Consider the following 19,207-nt stretch of genomic DNA (forward strand, 5'->3'; position numbering starts at 1 on the left):
GTAGGTCGCAGGACGAATCGGCTACCACGCCATTATTTGCATGTGCTTATTGAATGTTTCTGTCGCTCTTCTCGCGCATCGCTCCGCTTGCAGATTTTTTTTTCATTATCAAGCGGAGATACTTCCTGACCATCTAATAGCGCGTTATGCAAACATTCAGAAGAGTACTTACTGAAGAGAGGCAAAAAGGGTACCGTGCGGGCAGGTCAACGTTGAACGTCAGTTGATTTAAGCCCCAAAGATACGGATAAGAATTGACTTCCTTGCCATGCAAATATGCATATATAAAAGAAAGTTCTCTATACTGCTTTCCAGATACGAGATAGATTTCTGTTTACCTGGAAGTTGCGATCTCAGTTCAGCAGTATGGGTTCACCATAGCCAAGCTGTCTCAGCCGCGGAAGCTGGGTTCTTGCGTCTCCCACAATCACATATACCATCTTGCCCGGATTGGCATAGGTTCGTGCAAGACGCGTAATTTCATCCAGCGTCATATCCCGGACAATTTGCTGACGTTGCGTAATGTAGTCAGCCTCCCAGCCGTTCATGCTCATGGTTTCCAGAATGTTCAGTTTGGCACCCAGCGTTTCAAACGCCCGTGCGTTGCTTTTGAGCAGAAAGCTTTTGGTGTTTTCAAGATCCTCCTGGGTAAATGTTTCGGGATAATCTTCCAGAATGGTTTTGATTGACTGGAGCGACTCAAGCGTAACGTTACTTCGAACACCGCTGCTGATTATAAATGGGCCGGGCACATTGGTGCCGGAAAATCCGGATCCGATGCCGTACGTAAACCCTTTCCCTTCGCGAAGCTCCTGGGTGAGGCGCGATGCAAAACCTCCCCCGCCCAGCTTATAGTTCATCACCACGGCCGGGTAGTAATCCTCATCGGTTTCGGGCATGGAAAGGTACCCGATTCTTAGCACCGACTGCGAAGCATTGGGCACATCATAGAAAAATACAGCCGCCTCTTCTCTGCCTTCAGGAAAAATGACAGAGGTATTGGGGATCTCTTTAGGCTGCCACAGCTCATTCAGCTCGTCCAGCGAGCTTACCACCTCATCACGTCCTGCGGAACCGGCTACATGCATGCTTGTTATCGTGGGCGACACATATGCCTCATAGTAAGCTTTCAGGTCGTCCATCGTAATAGCCTCAACACTTTCAACCGTACCGATGGGGTTTCTGGAGAAGATGTGATCCTCACCGTAAATCACTTTGTTAAACTCATTGGTGGCAATGCTATTCGGGCTCGACTGCTGCTGTGCGATCCGGCTGATCACGCTCTGCCTGGCAAGTTCAAATTCCCGCTCATCCCAGCGAGGCTCGAGCAGTATTTCCTGCGCCAATTTCAGCGTCTCTTCATAGTTTTTCGTCAGCGTGTTGGCAGATAATGTGATGTCCTGCCGTCCCGAGGAGACATTGATAGACGCCCCCAGCAGGTCAATCGCCTGCTCCAGCTCAGCCGGTGTTCTGTTGGCCGTTCCGCGGGTCAGCATCTCTGCAAGCAGGTTGGATACACCAATCTTTTCAGGATCCTCAGCTATCATGCCGCTCTCTATCCGCAGGTTAAACCGCACAAGCGGGAGCTCATCATTTTCAATTCCATAAATTTTCATTCCGTTCGTGCTCTCAGCGGTCCAAACTTCCGGAACACGTATCTCCGGTGAGGCTCCATACGGAGGTTCAACGCTTCGGTCGAACGAGGATGGTGTGCGCTCGTAAGGAGTATCTTCCGGGAGCTCAAATGCTTCCCCTTCACCCTGAGCCACGATCTCCTCGATAGCCACTTCAGCTTCCGAAGAACCCGCCAGTACAAGCTCCGTTTCACCAAGGGGCACGAAACTGGTGGCAACAAACGGCTGGTCTTTCACATAAGTCTCATATACGCGGCGAACGTCTGCAAGCGTCACATCCAGCGTTTTCCTGATATCCTCATTGATATATCCCGGGTCACCGGCAAAGATATTGTACTGCGCAAGCTGAAAGGCTTTGCCCAAAACACTCTGCAGGCCATTGTAGAAACCGGTCTCAATACCGGCCTTTACCCGCACCAGGTCGTTTTCCGTAAATCCATTCTCTTCGTATCGCGCAAACCCTTTCTCAATGGCCGCATATACGTCGTTGAGATCAGTTTCAGCGAACGCACGTACGCGCAATGTGATTTCACCCGCCAGTTCCGAGTTTCCGCTGAACATACTCACGCCGGAACTCAGCTCTTCTTCTTCAACAATTACCTCATAAAGCGGTGCTGTTTTCCCGTCTGATAGCAGCTGCGCTAGAATATCCAGCGCATAGGCGTCGTCGTGGTATAGCTCCACACCGGGCCATGTAAGCCGCAGCTCCGGAAGGCGCGCATAATTGTCTTCGTGATACAGTTTTTTGATCTCCGACAGGTCCGACCCTCTTGTTGCAAGGGGCTCTATCTCTTCACCGGCCGGGATTTCATCAAAGTACTTGTGCACCCACTCACGGGCCTGGTCAGAGTCGAAATCTCCCGCAATAACGAGCGTGGCATTGTTCGGTACATACCATGTGTTGTAAAAATTGATGACATCATCAAGGGTAGCTGCCTGAAGATCATCCAGCGACCCGATGACCTGCCAGCTGTAAGGGTGGTCTTCCGGATAGAGGTTCTTGCCGATCACATAGCCGGTGTGTCCGTATGGTGCATTATCCACACCCTGACGCTTCTCATTTTTTACCACCTGCTTCTCTTTCTCCAGAACCATCTCATTTACGGTGTTGATGAAAAAGCCCAATTTATCGGCTTCGGCCCAGATCATCTTTTCAAGTGCATCATTAGGCACGGTCTGAAAGTAATTCGTGCGGTCACGGCTTGTGGACCCGTTGGCTCCGGAGCCGCCAATCCGGCTGCTCATTTGATCCAGTCCGCCACGGCCCAGGTTTTCAGACTCAAGAAAGAGAAGATGCTCAAAAAGATGGGCAAACCCGGTTCTTCCGGGCAGTTCTCGCGCGGAACCAACATGGAACGTGAGGGCAACAGCCGTTACAGGATCCGAATCGTCCTTGTGAAAAATGACCTCCAATCCGTTGTCGAGAACAAATTTTTCATAATCCACAGAAAAATCCTTCTGCCCCGGCGGAGTGCACGATGATTGCAGTATCAGGGCAGATAAAAGAACGAAAAAAGCTGATAATCTCAGAAAATTCATAAAAATTGCTGTGTGTGGGATCATTATAAAGAGTGATATGAAACATAAGTTACACGAAATGACGGACAAGAAGTTATAAAGATTGTTACAACCTGATGCGTGAATCATTCTCCTGCTTCACGTGTTTCTCTGATGAACTTCGTATCTTAAGGCAAACGAAATATTGAGCATCCACTCCTTACATGGCCCGTAAAGAATTTGACATTCCAGATATCTATCGCTCTCCTGTTATCCGAAAGGTGAAGGAGGCAAATCAAATAACCGATCCCAGAAAAAAAGATCTCTCCCCGACAGAACTTGATTTTGGGCCCCTTTCGTTTTTGATTCCCCGTCACTTTGGTTTTTGCTACGGAGTGGAAAACGCCATCGATATTGCGTATCGCACGGTAGAGCAGAATCCGGAGAAAAATATCTACCTGCTCAGTGAGATGATTCACAATCCAACGGTGAACGAAGATCTTGAGAAAAAAGGCGTAAAATTTCTATTCGAAACGGATGGCAGCATTCGTATCCCTTTTGATGACCTTGATGCGGAAGATATCGTGATTGTCCCTGCTTTCGGCACCACACTTGAGATTCAGGAACAGCTTCAGGCAAAAGGAATTGATCCCTACCAGTACAACACCACCTGCCCGTTTGTTGAAAAAGTATGGAAAAGAGGGAATCAACTGGGTAAAAAAGGGTATAGCCTGGTTGTACATGGCAAGCATGAACATGAGGAGACCCGCGCAACCTTTTCACACAGCGCCGACCATTCGGCAGTCGTAGTAGTGCTCAATCCGGAAGAAGCGCAAATCCTTGCCGAGATCATGACCGAAAAGCGTCCGCTCGACGATTTTGATACCTATTTCGGCCACAAAAGTACGGAAGGATTCAACCCTCTTAAAGACCTGGAGCACTTCGGGGTTATCAACCAAACCACCATGCTGGCTACCGAAACCCAAAAAGTGATGGACATCCTGAAAGAGGCGGCCCGTGAGCGCTTCGGCGAAGAGAACGTACAAAATCACTTCGCTGACACATCAGACACCCTGTGTTATGCCACAAACGAAAATCAGTCGGCCACCTATGCACTTGCGGATGCAAACCCGGACCTTGCGGTTGTTGTGGGCGGATACAACTCCTCGAATACCATGCACCTGGTTGAAATTCTGGAGCACCACTGCCCTACGTTTCATATTCGCGATGCGGGTGAGTTTGATTCTCCAGACCGAATTCACCACTTCAATCAATGGAAGAAAAAGATCATGCTCACCGAAAACTGGCTGCCTCAGGAGAGAAACAGCCTGAAAATAGCGCTGACTTCCGGGGCCTCATGCCCCGATGTTCTGGTTGATGAGGTGCTGTTAAAGATACTCACCTTCTTTCCAAAAGCGCGAAGTGTGGAAGATGTGATCAGCCCATTTGAGGAGTCAGCCGTCGAGGAGTAGGAGCCCGCAGACTGCTTAAGCTGATCATTTCAATCCGGGATAATATTAAAATATGAAACGCGCGTTGGCTGGATGCTTCTGAGTCTGACGTTGAATTCGTCCGATATCTTCTCAACCTGTGGTGTAATAAATCCCGTGGTATCCCTTTCAAGCTCTTCGTAGTCTACGTAGACGGAAAATGGACGGGTACCCTGAACATCGGAATAGAGCTCTATAGGAACATCAAACCTGACTGTAACGGATGATGGATTGTACGTGACAGCCTTGCCGGCCGGCAGGTTCCGGGTTCTTACAGGAATTCTCGCCTCAGCCTCTGTATATTCCGACACATCCACGCGAAGCGTAACTTCCGTCGGTTCAACGGAAATATTAGACTCTGCGGATTCAAGCTGAATAGTTTCTTCAAAGCTGCGGTTGATATCATCAAAACCGGTCTGAACCGTTTGCCATGAGTCAATTTCATCCAGGCGGGATGTTGCAGCCGTCACGGTCACGCTGTCCGGCTCCAGTGCGGGATCCTGCAAAAGGCCAAACTGGCTTCGAAAATCAAGCTGTACACTGGAGACCACTGGAACGCGTTTAGACGCTTTTTCTTCCGTTTCAATCGTGATCACAACCGGATCAACCTGCAAAATATTCAGATTTGAGAATGCCCCCATCTGATTACGCACCTGCTCGTTGAGATTAATCTGCCTGGCTTCGGCAGCAATACTGATGCGCGGAGGATTGGTATATACCGGAAGCAGGTTCCACCCCTCACCCGTCACATTTACGGATGCATGTTCCGGTATATCGCTGCTCAGAGCAAGATTTTCAGGCAGGTTGACAAGCTGTATCGGTACCTCAACAGTGATATTGAACTCACGGCTCAGATTTACCATAAACCACAGACCCATTGCAATCAGAAATGCAATGGAAAATACGATAACCCGTTCACGTCCAAAAAAATTGGAGTCGTCTCCTTCTTCGGGTGTTCCTGAGCTGCCGCTTTTGAAGAACTCTTTTATGCGTTCCGATATAAAAGTAAAGATGTTCATTTCTCGAAGGTACTATGAGCGGGTGACTTATGCACGCACAACGATCTCTTTTACCACTTTAGAGCCTACTTTCTCATTCAGTTTCTTTGCAATCGAGTATCTGTTTGCGTGAATTTCATGGCGCCAGGCTTCATTTTCTACATGTAAAATAAGTTTACTGCCCTCAAAACGCAGATTCTTTGTTACAGAGCTGATTCTCTCACCTACAACGTCAGGCCAGAAATGAAGCACCATTCCCCTTTTCAATTCTGTCTGGTGAGGTACTTTCTTCAAAAACTCCCTGAGGAGCTGATTCATTGACTGTGGTTTTCTGCCAAATGCCATATTCTTATCCATCAAAATTTCCGTGTTACCTCTCCGGCCGAAACGGTAAACCATGCATTATTATCCGTCTCAGTAAACTGTTCTTTTGAAAAAGGGCGATCATTTGCGGAGGTGATGAACGTCTGACCCTTGTGACGGTTCAGCGTTTCTGTAATTATGTCCGTTTTTTCCTGATCCAGATTACCAAATACATCATCCAGAAGCATGATCGGCAGATCGTCCAGCTCATCAGAATAATAAAAAAGCTGAGCCATCTTCAGCGCCATTGAGAAAAGGCGGTGCTGACCCTGCGATCCATAATTGCGAAGCTCCATATCACCCAGGTAAAATACAATTTCATCCCGGTGCGGCCCAATAATCGTTTGCTCCCTTTCCAGTTCTTTTTCAAAGTTTTCAGCGAGCAACCTGCTGAATTCCGTTTTTACATGATCTTCAGATTCCCGTTCATCAACAATAGTTTGATACGTTAGCGATGGTTCCAGGTTGAAACCGGAGATGGTTCTGTATTGCAGTGCCAGGTACCTTTTAAACTGGTTCAGAACTTCAGCGCGCTTAACTATAATCGCTGAACCCGTTTCTACAAGCTGCACGTTCCAGGGCTCCAGCAGCGACTCCACGAGAGATACGGGACCGCGGGTTTCCTGCAACACCCTGTTTCTCTGCTTTCTTATTTTTCGGTATCGAAGCAGATCGCGCAGGTATTTTGGTGATATCTGACTGATCAGCGCATCCAGAAAAGAACGCCGTTCCACAGGTCCTTCGCTTGTCAGTTTCAGGTCTTCAGGGCTGAGCACAACAACCGGTACCATCCCGATCAGGTCAGAAAGACGGTCGAGCGGGCTGTCATTGACGAAAATCTTTTTACCTTCGCCACGTGAGTAGCTGCAGCTCACTTTAAAAGATGCCCGTATCTCACCTTCAAAGTCTCCGTTCACCATAAAATATTTATGATCCTGGTGCGGAACGTACTGATCGCTGGATGTTACAAAACTGCGGCTCATGCATAAGTAGTGAATGGCATCGATCAGATTGGTTTTCCCGGCGCCATTCGGACCCGTAATCAAATTCAGATGCGGGGCAAACCTTACCTCAGTCTCCTCATGATTTCTGAAATGAGTCAGCTTTAACCGGTTAATGCGCATCTGGCAGGTTTAAAGGTGAAATAATCAACACGGTAATGTACACCGATACGCACAATTTTTCGAATAACGAAAAACTTCACGACAGCAGATCCTGGTTTGGCGAACAGGAGGTATATGGAATCTACTCAATTGCAAGGGCACTGTATACACCATTAGACCAGCCAAAGCCATCCTGTAACGGATATTCACCCCCGCCTCCCTTCTTTGACAGATCTTCAACATTGTATTTCTCTACCATCTTGCCTGTCCGCAAATAAACCGACTTGTTCAGCTTCATCCACCGCGACCGAATGGTAAGTGCGAGATCATTCAATCCATATCTTTGCAGCCCTTTGTAGGCCATCCATTGAAGCGGAGCCCAGCCATTCGGTGAATCCCATTGCTGCCCTGTTTCAACGGTGGTGGTTATCAGTCCGCCGTCTTTCAGAAATTTATTCTCCAGATGTGATGCCACAGATTCAGCCTGATACTTCTCCGCCATACCAAAATAGAGTGGGTACACCGCGGCCAGCGACCAGATATCCGTCATCTCACGTTCATCGATGCGATAGTCAAAAAAGAAGCCTTTCTCATCACTCCACATCAGATCCTGTATGGCACTCTTCCTGATGGCAGCAAGACGGGTATATTTTTGCGCCTTTTCAGTCTCTCCCTCAACCCGGTACCAATCTGCAAGCTTTTCCTCCATATACCAGATAAGTGAGTTCAGGTCAACAGGTAAAATATTGGTCGTCTCCATGCTCGAAAGATTCATAACATCGGCGAACCACCGGCTGCTGAAATCCCAGCCCGATTCACACGCTGCGCGAATATTGCGAAACAGTTTCTCTCGCTGATCTGTTGGAAAATCTTCTGCAAGCTTCATGTCCTCATACCAGGACTCTTCGCGGGGTGCCGGAAAGTCATCCCAGTATCTGTTCAATGTAACGGGGCCCGACTCTGTTTCGACTTTTACGGAGCGACGCCCCGTGCCACCTGTTTCATCCATCCAGAACATGTACTCTTTTTCGACCGCGGGCAGAAAGCTCCTTATTTTTTCGCTGCCGTGAAGCGTTACAACCATATCGGCCATCGGAGCAAAAAAAGGAGGCTGGGACCGGCTAAGGTAGTACGCCCTGTTTCCATTGGGAATGTGGCCGGTAGTGTTTATCAGGTGCCGAAAATTTTCTGCCATGGCAAGCACCATATCCGGATATCCGTCAGCATTCAGGCCCTGAGCCGTAAAATAACTGTCCCAATAGTAAATTTCGCGAAACCGGCCTCCGGGTACCACATACGGCTTGGGAAGGGGAAGGAGTGTGCTGCCGGGTTTTACGCCGCTGTCGGGCGATCTGAAAAGTGACGGCCAAAGCTCGCGGATATGGTCACGGCACGACGCTTTTTGTTCGATTTGAACGCCTTCTCCAGATGAAGAAGGGCCGCTGAAATGCCTGTTCACAAATTCTTTGAGGTCAAAATCCGGTTCATCTTTCTCTTCCTGATACATCCGTTTAATATCTTCGGGATCCCCAACCGGTGTCATATCCACAAAGTGTTTCGAATCTGAAAAGATTCGTGCCTTCTGTACGGCTTCAAACAGTTCTCCTGACAGCTGGATATAGGGTCTTACGTGACTGTTATCCATTATTCTGCGGTTTTATTGTTTAAATCAAATTGTTCGCGCTTTCTCCTGTAGGGTATCAGTATCAAAAAAAGGAGCACAAGCGGCACCAGTGTAAAATAGAATGCTGTTTGTCCGTCCAGTCGTCCGAACAGAAACCCGGTAACCATAGACCCGCTTGTACCGCCCAGTGCTGAGAAAATCACGATAAGCCCCGTCATACCGCTCTGTCTGTTTTTGGGAAGGGCACTCAAAATTGATGAACTGAGCGTAGGGTAAATTGGAGCAAGAAAAAGACCGATTGCAGGCAGCACATAGGCGGCAAAAGGTACTTCTGCCCAACCGGTTATAGATCCCGGTTCAATTCCAATAGTAAGCGGAAGCACCAGAAGCACCAGAACCGAAGCCATAATAAGGCTGGTTTGCAGCACATAAAACCAGTTCAGTTTTTTCATAACGTATCCGCCGAGAATACGGCCCGCTGCAAGTGCTCCCGCATAAATACTGGTAATCTGTACACTGATTGCGTCGGGCAGCTGAAGTACCTGGTAATTAAATGTAGGCAGCCATGTGTTGATCGCCTGTTCGATATACACATAGAGAAAAGCTCCAAGAATGAAAAAGATGACGACCGCGTACTTAATCAGCCCGATCATATCCTTGAAATCCTGAAGAGGATTGTCGGTCTCTGTTTTGATGGAGCTTTCATCCAGTTCGGTACTCAGCAGCAGAATCAGCGCCATCGCACCGATGCCTGCAAGCACCCAGTATGTGTCGAGCCACGTAATTGAGTCGCTGCTGTTGGCGATATCAATAAAAAAGCCGAACAGCCAGAATCCGCTGAGCACACCAATCATAAAGAACCCCTCCAGAATACTCATAAAACTGGCGTGCTCATTGGCGTTATCCGTAACCAGGCTCACGGTTGAGTAGACAGATATTTTTATGAGTGCAAAGCTGACGCCCACCATGGCAAAGAGCATCTGCGACATTGCAAAGCCCCCAAACAGTGGCATCATGATACTGCCAATAATTACCACGCTTAAACCGGTAATCATTGCACGCTTATACCCGAACCTGGGAATGTACGAGGCCAGCAAAAAGGAGGCGATGGCTATGGACAGATCTTTCCAGGCTTCAAGCACACTGGCCGATTCCGGATTAACTCCAAAATCATTGATCACCTGCAGGATCACCACACCGACACTGTTGAGCAGTATCGCAAAAATGATATAGTTGATTATCAGGGAAAGCTTCAGTTTCCAGTATTTCATGATGCGGCCCGGGTTGTATTGAGAAGAAACAGACAGTCGTTATGTAGAGAGAAAAGTTACTTTCCGACCGGCATACTTCAAACTTTTATTCCTCAAATACCGCAAAAATGCATCCGGAGAAAAGAGAATGGCAAAAAAAAGGGAGCAGCCTGTGCCACTCCCTATTCCTGATGGAGAACCATTAATCAAAGATACGATCTCAGAAACCGAATGCGTCCTTGCCTAGAAATATTGCGCTTTCACCCAGCTCTTCTTCGATTCTGAAAAGCTGGTTGTATTTCGCAATTCTGTCGGTCCGGCTCATGGAACCTGTTTTAATTTGGCCGGCATTGGTGGCAACTGCTATATCGGCAATTGTGGTATCCTCCGTTTCGCCCGAGCGATGCGATACCACAGCTGTATAATCATTCTTATGAGCCATTTCGATGGCATCAAACGTCTCAGTGAGGGTCCCGATCTGGTTCACCTTGATCAGTATTGAATTTCCTACACCTTTGTTGATTCCATCAGCCAGTCGGTTTGTATTGGTCACAAAGAGGTCGTCACCCACAAGCTGAACTTTGCTTCCAAGGGCATCGGTCAGCATTTTCCAGCCGTCCCAGTCATCTTCATACATGCCGTCTTCGATAGAAACAATGGGATATTTTTCAGCCCACTCCACCCAGTACTCCACCATCGCATCGGCATCGCGTTTTGAACCATCGCTCCATTTGAACTCATAAAGACCCGATTCTGCATTGTAGAACTCTGATGCTGCAGGATCAAGTGCGATAAGAACGTCATCGCCCGGGGTATATCCTGCCTTTTCGATTGCGGTTAAAATCACCTCAACAGCCTCCTCATTCGACTTCAGGTTGGGTGCAAACCCGCCTTCATCACCCACAGCGGTGTTATATCCTTTGTCTGACAATACTTTTTTCAGATTATGGAAAATTTCCGCTCCCATCTGTACAGCCCGGCTGTATGATTTAGCACCTGCAGGCATCACCATAAATTCCTGGGGATCCACATTGTTATCAGCGTGCGATCCACCGTTAATGATGTTCATCATCGGAAGCGGCAGCACTTTTGCGTTGATCCCGCCAAGATATCTCCAGAGCGGCAGTCCGGTGGTTTGGGCGGCTGCCTTTGCTACAGCCATCGATACGCCCAGTATTGCATTTGCGCCAAGCTTCGATTTGTTCTGGGTACCGTCCAGCTGAATCATCATCTGGTCGATCTCGGTCTGCAGGTAAACAGGATAACCGGTAAGCTCATCAGCCAAAGTACCGTTTACGTTCTCAACAGCCTGTTTAACACTTTTGCCCATAAAATAGTCTTTTTCATTGTCACGCAGCTCAACAGCTTCGTGCTCTCCGGTAGATGCACCGGATGGAACAGCCGCCCTGCCCACAATCCCATTTGTCAGGGCTACATCCACTTCTACAGTTGGATTGCCGCGCGAGTCCAGAATTTGTCTCGCATGAATCTCTTCAATTAAACTCATAATCGTTTTTTTCGGTTAGTTTATATATCGTTTAAATGTAACGCTAATTACTCTTTTCATAAAGAAAATCCCTTGAAACCAATCCTTTTGTTTGACATCGACGGCACCCTGCTTCATGTGAAAAGAAAATTTTTGCGAAATGCACTCGCAGACATCATGAAAGAGCAGGATATATCCCCTGACAACCTGAAAAACATCTCTTTTGCAGGACGAACAGATCGCGACATTTTCAACGAACTTGTAAGCTCGTCAGGCAGTAAACCCAATTCCGAAGAACATGACATGCATTTTAACCGGTTAAAGCAGGCGTACTTGAAGGTGATGCTTAATGAGCTGGATCGTTCTGCCGTGCTCCAAATCGATAGTGTAACCGAAACCATTCATTACCTTAAAGAGAACGGGTATCAGATGGGATTATGTACCGGTAATTTCAGGGAGATTGCCTATAAGAAAGTGGAAGCGGCCGGATTGGGCGGGCGTTTTGACTTCGGCGGTTTTGGGTGCGATCATGCCGACAGAATTCACCTTCCCGGAGAAGCGCATGCCAGCTACACGGCTTTTAGCGGCATATCCCCTGAACCGGAACGCTACCTTGTTATCGGGGATACTCCGAATGATATCCGGTGTGCAAAACATTTCGGAGCCAGGGTGGTGGCTGTAACTACCGGCAGTTACAGCGAAGATGAGCTCACAAAATTTCAGCCTGACACTATCATTTCAAGCATGAAAAACCCGGATGATTGGGTTGTGGCTTATTGAAACGATTTTACCAGAGCCAGCCAAATGTAAAGGTGATTTGGGGGGTACCGAAAAATTTCTGTGGTGAAAAAAACGGTTCAAGAATGAGATCGCCGTCCTGATCCACCAGGAAAGGATTCTGACCCGGTGCTGCATTTGGATTGATGATTGGCTGATTCGGCATCATAATTTGTATTCCATCCGGGAAATAGTAAAAATAGTACCCGAACTCAATGGAGTTGAGCCGTGTGGCATTCCTGCCAATGTCAACGCCCAGCTTGAGCTCACCGGCACCGCCAAAGTGCCACTGTCCGTCACTCCATCCTGTGAATATATCGTTCACCGGTTCAAAAAAGTCGACGAACTGCTCCCTGTAGCCGTTATTATTGATATCCTCAAAATAGGGATAGGTAAATGCCGCTGTACCTCCAACCAAACCGGTTACGAAAAACCGGTAATTATCCTGAACAATATCTGAAAACACACGCTGGCGTACACCAAGCATCAGTGGAAATGCAAAACCACGCTTAAACTTATTGGGTACAATCTGCTGGCCAAAGAATATATCTGTAAACGTCTGCTCACTCGCATCCCGCAGGCCGGTAATGCCAATCTTGGCTACAAACTCGGACTGGGGTGCGATAACATTTCTGTACTCTGAGGCCAGCCCAAAGCCGAAGTTATTCATGTTAACTCCTATTCCGAATCCTGCATCATAGGCCTGCTCCAGTGTGTTGATGTTTCGTGGAGTGGGAATAACCTCCGGTTCAACTATCTGGGCTGAGCTATTTTGAATGGAGAAAAAGAAGATCAGTAATAGCAGCAGGGTTGAAAATCGCCCGTACGAAAAAGTCATAATGTTAAGTTGCGTTATTTTTGATGTGAATCTAACGTTTTTTCATTCCATTACATTGCATGAACAATATCACAAAAGAGTATTAAAGTTACTCTTCCCATTCTGATTCAAAAACGGAATTTGATTATTGTTGTATTTAGGCTTTTATTCCTGCAGAATTTTAGCCTCACAGTATCCCATCAACACGATTCGGTGATCTATGAATAATATCACAAAATACCTGGTATACGGCCCTAATGACACATTGAGAAGGCTGCCTGCTAAACTTTTTGATTCTCTTGAACCCAAATATCTCTATACATATACATCCTCTGCCAACAAGGACGAAATTTACGTTGCTGTATATGAACAATTCGAAAAACAAATAAATGCCACGATCACGCTCACGTGCGTTATTGAGTGCACAGCATCTCAAACACGTATTGAGCTGAAGAAAGCGGGCGGGCGAATGGGATTTCGCGGAAGCTCGCTCTCAGAAGATAAAAATATTGAATCCGACGTGGTTGATTTCATTATGGATTATTCCAAGCGTTTTGGCCTGTCTCTTCAGGAAGAAGTAGAATCTCCTCCGGCAGAGGAAGAATAAGTAAAATCCTCCCCTCCTATGAGCACCAATTCCGATCAGGTATGGACTGTACTGTCTATGCTTGAATGGGGTACGGGTTACCTGAAAAAAAAAGGCGTGGACTCAGCCAGGCTTAGCATGGAGTGGCTGCTCGCATATGTTCTTGACGTTCGCCGTCTTGATATTTATCTCCAGTTCGACAGGCCTCTATCACCGGAAGATCTCGAGACCTTAAGACCGCTTGTCAAAAAAAGGGCGCTGCATGAACCTCTCCAGTACATAACGGGTAGCACAGAATTTCTGGGGTGTACAATCCAGGTCAATCCATCTGTTTTGATACCCCGTCAGGAGACGGAGCAGCTGACGGAAATCATTCTTGAACGACATGCCAGTCAGAAAGAGACTTCACTAACTGTTCTGGATATCGGCACGGGAAGCGGGTGTATTCCTATTGCAATCAAAAAGCATGCACCTGAATGGATGTGTGTGGGTATAGATATTTCCGAGGAAGCCCTTCGAACGGCTCGTTCTAATGCAGAACTGAACAACACGGAAGTCCTATTTCTAAAAGGGGACCTTTTCAACCTTCACGGTTCGGATGCCATCAGTTCTCTTCAGCCCGATATTATTATATCTAATCCACCATACATAACCCATGAAGAAGCTGACGAACTGGATCCGCAGGTCATAAATTACGAACCTTCCGGGGCACTGTTTCACGACAGTCCGCTTCAGATTTACGATTCTGTTGCAAATTATGCATCGTCCCGGCATGCAGTACTTTATCTTGAGTGCAATCATAAGTTCGCTGCAGAAATCCTGGATATTGTGGCCAGATACTATTCACAGGCAGAACTGATCCCTGACCTTGATATGAAGGACCGGTTTATTGCTGCTTCAGACTCTCCTAAGTAATTTACGGACAACCGGTTTTTGCTAAGATCCATAACTTCTCTCATGCGGTCGATACTCGCTGAAAATTAATGTGGACAACTTGTGGAAAAGTTTTTTGAGAGCAACAACGCGGGTTCACTTTTTTGTTAAATACGCGTTACGTAATTGTTAGGGGGTGTCAAGTGCTTTTTTGCAACTTTGGGCTTAAAACCTTAATTGATTGCCTCCCTTGGTATTATGGTATTTATAAAAATGTGGATAACTTTGCTCTTTTTTGAAAACTAAATTTTGATTTGACGTCCGGAAATTCACATTTTCCTGTCAGACAATGATTCAGCTCCTGTTTTTATGTGTGGATAACTTAAGGGACAATTGCAAATTTTTTTTGACTTTTTTTAGGAGGCTATACGTTGAAAATGCTAACTGCTGAGGGTGCCTGGAAAGAGTGTTTGGAGATTATCCAGGACAACATCAGTTACCAAAAATATAAATCATGGTTCGAGCCGATCAAGCCGGTTAAACTGGCTGATGATACACTCACCATTCAGGTTCCAAGTCAATTCTGGTATGAGTGGCTGGAGGAGCATTACTATAATATGCTCCGCTCTACAATAGCAAAGGTTCTGGGTAAGAACGGGAAGCTTGAGTATTCTGTCCTGGTTGAAAAATCGGACCGCCTGGAGGACAACCGATCCATTCGCCTGCCGCAACGGCCTATGGGTCCGTCAAAGCCACAGGAAATGAATACGTTTACCGATTACCATCCGGGCAAGATCGAAAATCCGTTTGTCATACCGGGAATCAGAAAAACCAATATCGATTCGAACCTGAATATAAGCTATGTGTTCGACCGGTTTATTGAAGGCGACTGCAACCGCCTTGCACGATCTGCCGCCATGGCCATTGCTGAGAACCCGGGCAACAATTCTTTCAATCCCCTTTTTGTGTATGGAGGTACCGGGCTTGGAAAGACACACCTGGTACAGAGTATAGGGAATAAGATAAAACACGATTTCGGAGATGAATATTCTGTCTTGTATGTCTCCTCCGAAACCTTCACCAACGAATTTGTACAGGCGATCCGGAACAACCGCGCCAGTGAATTCACTACCTTTTACCGAAATATTGATGTTCTCATCGTTGATGACATTCAGTTCTTCAGCGGCAAGGAAAAAACCCAGGAAGAATTTTTTCATATTTTCAATGCCCTGCATCAGGACGGAAAACAGATTATTCTGAGCAGCGACAGGGCTCCCAAAGACATTCCCGATATAGAAGACCGCCTCATTTCACGCTTCAGCTGGGGCCTCAGCGCTGATTTGCAGATTCCGGAGTATGAAACTCGCTACGCCATACTTGAACGCAAGGCAAACGACAACGGCATCAATATCGACTCGAACATTATTGAGTTCATAGCGCATAATTTCAAATCGAACGTACGCGATCTTGAAGGTGCCGTAATTAAGCTTCTTGCCACAGCATCCCTGAAACACGTGGATGAGATCGACCTGAATATGGCTAAGTCGGTGCTCAAGGACATGGTTAAAAGCTCACACACGCAGGTTTCGATCGAATCCATACAAAATTACGTTTGCGAGTATTTCGGAATCGACACCAACAAGGTGCGCGAAAAAACCCGCAAACAGGAGATTGTTGAGGCCCGGCAAATTGCAATGTATCTCTCCAAAAAATTCACCAAATCGAGTCTTAAAACGATTGGGCTACAGTTTGGCGGCCGCGATCACTCCACCGTAATCCATGCGATATCAACGGTTGAAGAGAGGTTGTCAACAAGCCCCAAACACAAGCGGATGCTGAGCGAACTGGAGCAGAAGATCGAGGTGGCAACGCTGTAAACCCGACCTGCTTCAACTTATAGCTCATCTGATCCAGCAATCAATCTGCCTCAATTACTTTGGACACCATTACACTTAAATCTCTTTCTTACCATGCAAAACACGGGTTTTATGAAGAGGAAAGAGTACACGGCAATCAGTTTGAGGTAGACCTTGTAGCAAAAGGCCATTTCAGGAAGTCGGCAGGCGGCGAAGAGCTTTCGAAAACGTTCGATTATGAGCAGGCAGAAAAGGCCGTACGCTCCATCATGAATGGAAGGTCCGAATATCTGATTGAAACTCTTTGCGCTGAAATTGGGGAGGCCCTCTTCAATCGTTATTCTATCGTTGAAACCCTTCAGGTATCCGTTCGCAAACTCAATCCTCCCCTTCAAACAGACGCACTTTACGCAGAAATAACCATGGAATGGACACGGTAATCATCGCAGCGGGATCCAACCTGGGTGATCGTCACGATTATCTGAAGAAAGCGGGGAAATTTTTGTCCGAATTAAGCGAAGGTATCGTAAAAAAATCCTCCATATGGGAATCGGAACCGGTGGGTGACGCTAAATATACCTTTCTCAACAGTGCAATTTTAATTGAAACAACCCGTAAACCGGATGAGCTCCTGAATCTCTTAAAAGACTTTGAGCGGAAATGCGGCCGTGAAAAAGATCCGCAACGGTGGGGGCCGCGGGTACTCGACCTTGACATCATTGGGTTTGGGGACTTGGTGATTGATCGGGAGACCCTTATTATTCCACATCCGGAGTATCACCGGCGCCTGTTTGTGCTATGCCCCATGATGGAAATTATTCCCGAATGGACAGATCCCAGAAATCAGAAGGGACTCAGGGAGATAGTCGGTAAGGCTCCTGAAATCGAAATCAAAAAAACAGACCTACGCTGGTAAGCTGTGGCTTGCCGGTTAGCGAGATGCCCAATAAGTTCGATTTTATTGCTATAGAAGGCGTGATTGGCGCAGGTAAAACGTCGCTCGCACAAATCCTTGCGGAGCGCAATGGTGCGCGGCTGGTGCTCGAGCAGTTTGAAGAAAACCCATTTTTGCCCAAATTTTACGAAAACCGGAAACGTTTCGCTTTTCAAACCCAGCTCGCCTTTTTAGCGAGCCGTTTTAAACAGCAGCAACGTGTAACCGGCCGCGAGCTGTTCGATGATTTCATCATCTCCGATTATATTTTTGAGAAAGACCGTATTTTTGCGCGTCTGAACCTTGATGAAGATGAGATGGGGCTTTACGACAACATTTTCGGCATTATGACCGGAATTTCAGCGAAACCCGATCTGGTTATATATCTGCAAAGCACGGTAGAAAGGCTCATGAAAAATATTGAAAAACGAGGTCGCGCATATGAAAAACACATCACCGGCGACTACCTGCAAGAGCTCAGCGATGCCTATAACAAATTTTTCTATCACTTCGACAAAGCACCATTAATGATCATCAACGCTGCGGAAATCGATTTTGTTAATAATCCAACCCATCTGTCGTATATTGAAGAACAGATTTTTGATCAACCGATCAGAGGAAACACACATATTCACATTATTCCTGATTCATGATTCGCTGGCTTCTGATAGCACTCTTTATCTACATTCTTTACAAGCTGATTACCGGACAAAGAGCCAGAAATAAAAATCAAAAACCGAACTCCTTTTTTGGCAGCAACGGATCGGAACAGAAACGGCGAAGAAAAAACCTCGACCATATCGAGGAAGCTGAATTTGAAGATATAACCCACAAAGAGAAGAAAGGTAACGAACCATGAGTTTCGAAGAAAAGCATAAGCAAGGTTATGAATTGCTGCACGAAAAAGATCTTGATAAAAGCCTGGATGCAGCAAGGGATCTTCAACGATTAAATCCTGACGCCCCGGAAGGCTATACTCTTGAAGGTGAAGTGATGCAAAAACTGAACCAGTGGGAGCCCAGTATCAAATCATTCAACGAAGCCATTGAACGCGACGAAGACAACGGACGCCTCTATAACCTCAGAGGTTACTCCTATCTCAACTCGGATGATTTGGAAAAAGCCCGTGAAGATTTTGAACGCTCAATTGCACTTGACAACCTCTCTACCGCCCACCGGAACCTGGTTCTCTATAAAATTATGTCAGGAAAAGCTCAGGAAGCGATAAGTTATCTTCTTGACCGGATCCGGGCAGAGCCCAGAGATGTGGAAAACTGGATTCTAATGGGTGATCTTATGCAGAAAGGAGGCCATAATGACAAAGCCAAAACATACTATGAGCAGGCTTTAAAAATGGATCCTGAAAATGATTATGTACGAGAGTTGCTTGAAAATTAGTACCGGGACTGAATTACATCTGCCGAACAAATCTTATAAGGCCATAAAAAAAACCTGCATGATGGTAACCATGCAGGGTTTTTAGTTTTCTTCAAAACCGTTACGTACTACTTATTACTGGTCAGACCCTTCTTCCTGTGTTTGCTCCTGTGATTGCTGCTGAGGGGGAACAGCAGGCTGAGACTCAGATGGAATTGTGAAATCTGATGGATTTACATTCTCCATTCCCTGCTGCTGGATGGTGCTTTGATTTGCAGATCCCCGATCGATTGCAAAATTTGCGAGTACGCTCAGCGACAGAAAAAGAGCTGCAAGAATCGCTGTTGTTTTGGAGAGCAGATCGGCCGTTCTGCGGGCGCCCATTGCGGAACCTCCGGCCATACCCGCTGCCAGTCCTCCCGATAAACCCTCACGCTGCCCGGGCTGAAGAAGCACAACGATAATCAGCAAAAAGCAGATCAGGGTAATTAAACTGATAATTATTCCGTAAAGCATGATACTAATGATATAATTCGGTGGAT

Annotated in this window: 19 protein-coding genes; 10 read left to right on the forward strand and 9 right to left on the reverse strand. The window is 46.7% G+C overall.

Annotated features, from left to right (window positions below; genetic code table 11):
- Positions 1–353: 353 nt before the first annotated feature.
- Entirely contained in the window at positions 354–3,197 is a 2,844-nt protein-coding gene (locus DDZ15_RS11580; RefSeq protein WP_423242074.1) for a M16 family metallopeptidase, read from the reverse strand.
- 158 nt (positions 3,198–3,355) lie between these two features.
- Between DDZ15_RS11580 and DDZ15_RS11585 the strand changes: the two genes are divergently transcribed.
- Positions 3,356–4,603, forward strand: a complete 1,248-nt coding sequence (locus DDZ15_RS11585) for a 4-hydroxy-3-methylbut-2-enyl diphosphate reductase (protein ID WP_109647267.1) — start codon at positions 3,356–3,358, stop codon at positions 4,601–4,603.
- A 29-nt stretch (positions 4,604–4,632) separates the two neighbouring features.
- Here the strand turns inward: DDZ15_RS11585 and DDZ15_RS11590 are convergent, their stop codons facing one another.
- From DDZ15_RS11590 to eno, 6 genes are all read right to left on the reverse strand, one after another.
- Entirely contained in the window at positions 4,633–5,640 is a 1,008-nt protein-coding gene (locus DDZ15_RS11590) for a CdaR family protein (protein ID WP_109647268.1), read from the reverse strand.
- Positions 5,641–5,667: 27 nt separating this feature from the next.
- Positions 5,668–5,976 carry a DciA family protein gene (locus DDZ15_RS11595; protein ID WP_242979009.1) on the reverse strand — a complete coding sequence of 103 codons (309 nt, stop codon included), beginning with the start codon at positions 5,974–5,976 and terminating at the stop codon, positions 5,668–5,670.
- Complete coding sequence (gene recF / locus DDZ15_RS11600; RefSeq protein WP_109647269.1) at positions 5,976–7,106, reverse strand: DNA replication/repair protein RecF; 1,131 nt, start codon at positions 7,104–7,106, stop codon at positions 5,976–5,978. Before recF ends, DDZ15_RS11595 begins: the two co-directional genes overlap by 1 nt.
- 121 nt (positions 7,107–7,227) lie before the next feature.
- Positions 7,228–8,730 (reverse strand): alpha,alpha-trehalase TreF, encoded by a 1,503-nt coding sequence (gene treF, locus DDZ15_RS11605; RefSeq protein ID WP_109647270.1) that lies wholly within the window; start codon positions 8,728–8,730, stop codon positions 7,228–7,230.
- A complete protein-coding gene (locus tag DDZ15_RS11610; RefSeq protein WP_109647271.1) occupies positions 8,730–9,980 on the reverse strand; it encodes an MFS transporter in 1,251 nt (416 codons plus the stop codon). Before DDZ15_RS11610 ends, treF begins: the two co-directional genes overlap by 1 nt.
- 199 nt (positions 9,981–10,179) lie before the next feature.
- The gene (eno, locus tag DDZ15_RS11615) at positions 10,180–11,466 is read right to left on the reverse strand and encodes a phosphopyruvate hydratase (protein ID WP_109647272.1); all 1,287 of its coding nucleotides are present in this window, start codon (positions 11,464–11,466) and stop codon (positions 10,180–10,182) included.
- Positions 11,467–11,538: 72 nt separating this feature from the next.
- Here eno and DDZ15_RS11620 point away from each other — a divergent pair, with 72 nt between their 5' ends.
- A complete protein-coding gene (locus tag DDZ15_RS11620) occupies positions 11,539–12,225 on the forward strand; it encodes an HAD family hydrolase (RefSeq protein WP_158278695.1) in 687 nt (228 codons plus the stop codon).
- 7 nt (positions 12,226–12,232) lie between these two features.
- On the opposite strand, the gene DDZ15_RS11625 is transcribed toward DDZ15_RS11620, so the two are convergent.
- Positions 12,233–13,060, reverse strand: a complete 828-nt coding sequence (locus DDZ15_RS11625; protein ID WP_109647274.1) for a hypothetical protein — start codon at positions 13,058–13,060, stop codon at positions 12,233–12,235.
- A gap of 199 nt (positions 13,061–13,259) precedes the next feature.
- Between DDZ15_RS11625 and DDZ15_RS11630 the strand changes: the two genes are divergently transcribed.
- The 8 genes from DDZ15_RS11630 (at position 13,260) to DDZ15_RS11665 (ending at position 18,686) form a co-directional block, all read left to right on the forward strand.
- Positions 13,260–13,646: a hypothetical protein gene (locus DDZ15_RS11630; RefSeq protein WP_109647275.1), complete on the forward strand. Its 387-nt coding sequence runs from the start codon at positions 13,260–13,262 to the stop codon at positions 13,644–13,646.
- A gap of 18 nt (positions 13,647–13,664) precedes the next feature.
- Complete coding sequence (gene prmC / locus DDZ15_RS11635) at positions 13,665–14,540, forward strand: peptide chain release factor N(5)-glutamine methyltransferase (protein ID WP_109647276.1); 876 nt, start codon at positions 13,665–13,667, stop codon at positions 14,538–14,540.
- 395 nt (positions 14,541–14,935) lie between these two features.
- Positions 14,936–16,375: a chromosomal replication initiator protein DnaA gene (gene dnaA / locus DDZ15_RS11640; protein ID WP_109647277.1), complete on the forward strand. Its 1,440-nt coding sequence runs from the start codon at positions 14,936–14,938 to the stop codon at positions 16,373–16,375.
- Between the two features lie 59 nt (positions 16,376–16,434).
- A complete protein-coding gene (gene folB, locus DDZ15_RS11645; protein WP_158278696.1) occupies positions 16,435–16,794 on the forward strand; it encodes a dihydroneopterin aldolase in 360 nt (119 codons plus the stop codon).
- Positions 16,782–17,270: a 2-amino-4-hydroxy-6-hydroxymethyldihydropteridine diphosphokinase gene (gene folK / locus DDZ15_RS11650; protein ID WP_109647279.1), complete on the forward strand. Its 489-nt coding sequence runs from the start codon at positions 16,782–16,784 to the stop codon at positions 17,268–17,270. The genes folB and folK overlap by 13 nt, the downstream gene beginning before the upstream one ends.
- A gap of 23 nt (positions 17,271–17,293) precedes the next feature.
- The gene (locus tag DDZ15_RS11655) at positions 17,294–17,941 is read left to right on the forward strand and encodes a deoxynucleoside kinase (RefSeq protein WP_109647501.1); all 648 of its coding nucleotides are present in this window, start codon (positions 17,294–17,296) and stop codon (positions 17,939–17,941) included.
- Complete coding sequence (locus DDZ15_RS11660; protein WP_109647280.1) at positions 17,938–18,147, forward strand: hypothetical protein; 210 nt, start codon at positions 17,938–17,940, stop codon at positions 18,145–18,147. Before DDZ15_RS11655 ends, DDZ15_RS11660 begins: the two co-directional genes overlap by 4 nt.
- On the forward strand, positions 18,144–18,686 hold the full coding sequence (locus tag DDZ15_RS11665; RefSeq protein WP_109647281.1) for a tetratricopeptide repeat protein: 543 nt from the start codon (positions 18,144–18,146) through the stop codon (positions 18,684–18,686). The genes DDZ15_RS11660 and DDZ15_RS11665 overlap by 4 nt, the downstream gene beginning before the upstream one ends.
- Before the next feature lie 114 nt (positions 18,687–18,800).
- On the opposite strand, the gene secG is transcribed toward DDZ15_RS11665, so the two are convergent.
- Complete coding sequence (gene secG, locus DDZ15_RS11670; protein WP_109647282.1) at positions 18,801–19,181, reverse strand: preprotein translocase subunit SecG; 381 nt, start codon at positions 19,179–19,181, stop codon at positions 18,801–18,803.
- Between the last annotated feature and the right edge of the window lie 26 nt (positions 19,182–19,207).

The organism is Rhodohalobacter mucosus, assembly GCF_003150675.1.
GTDB classification, from domain to species: Bacteria; Bacteroidota; Rhodothermia; order Balneolales; family Balneolaceae; genus Rhodohalobacter; species Rhodohalobacter mucosus.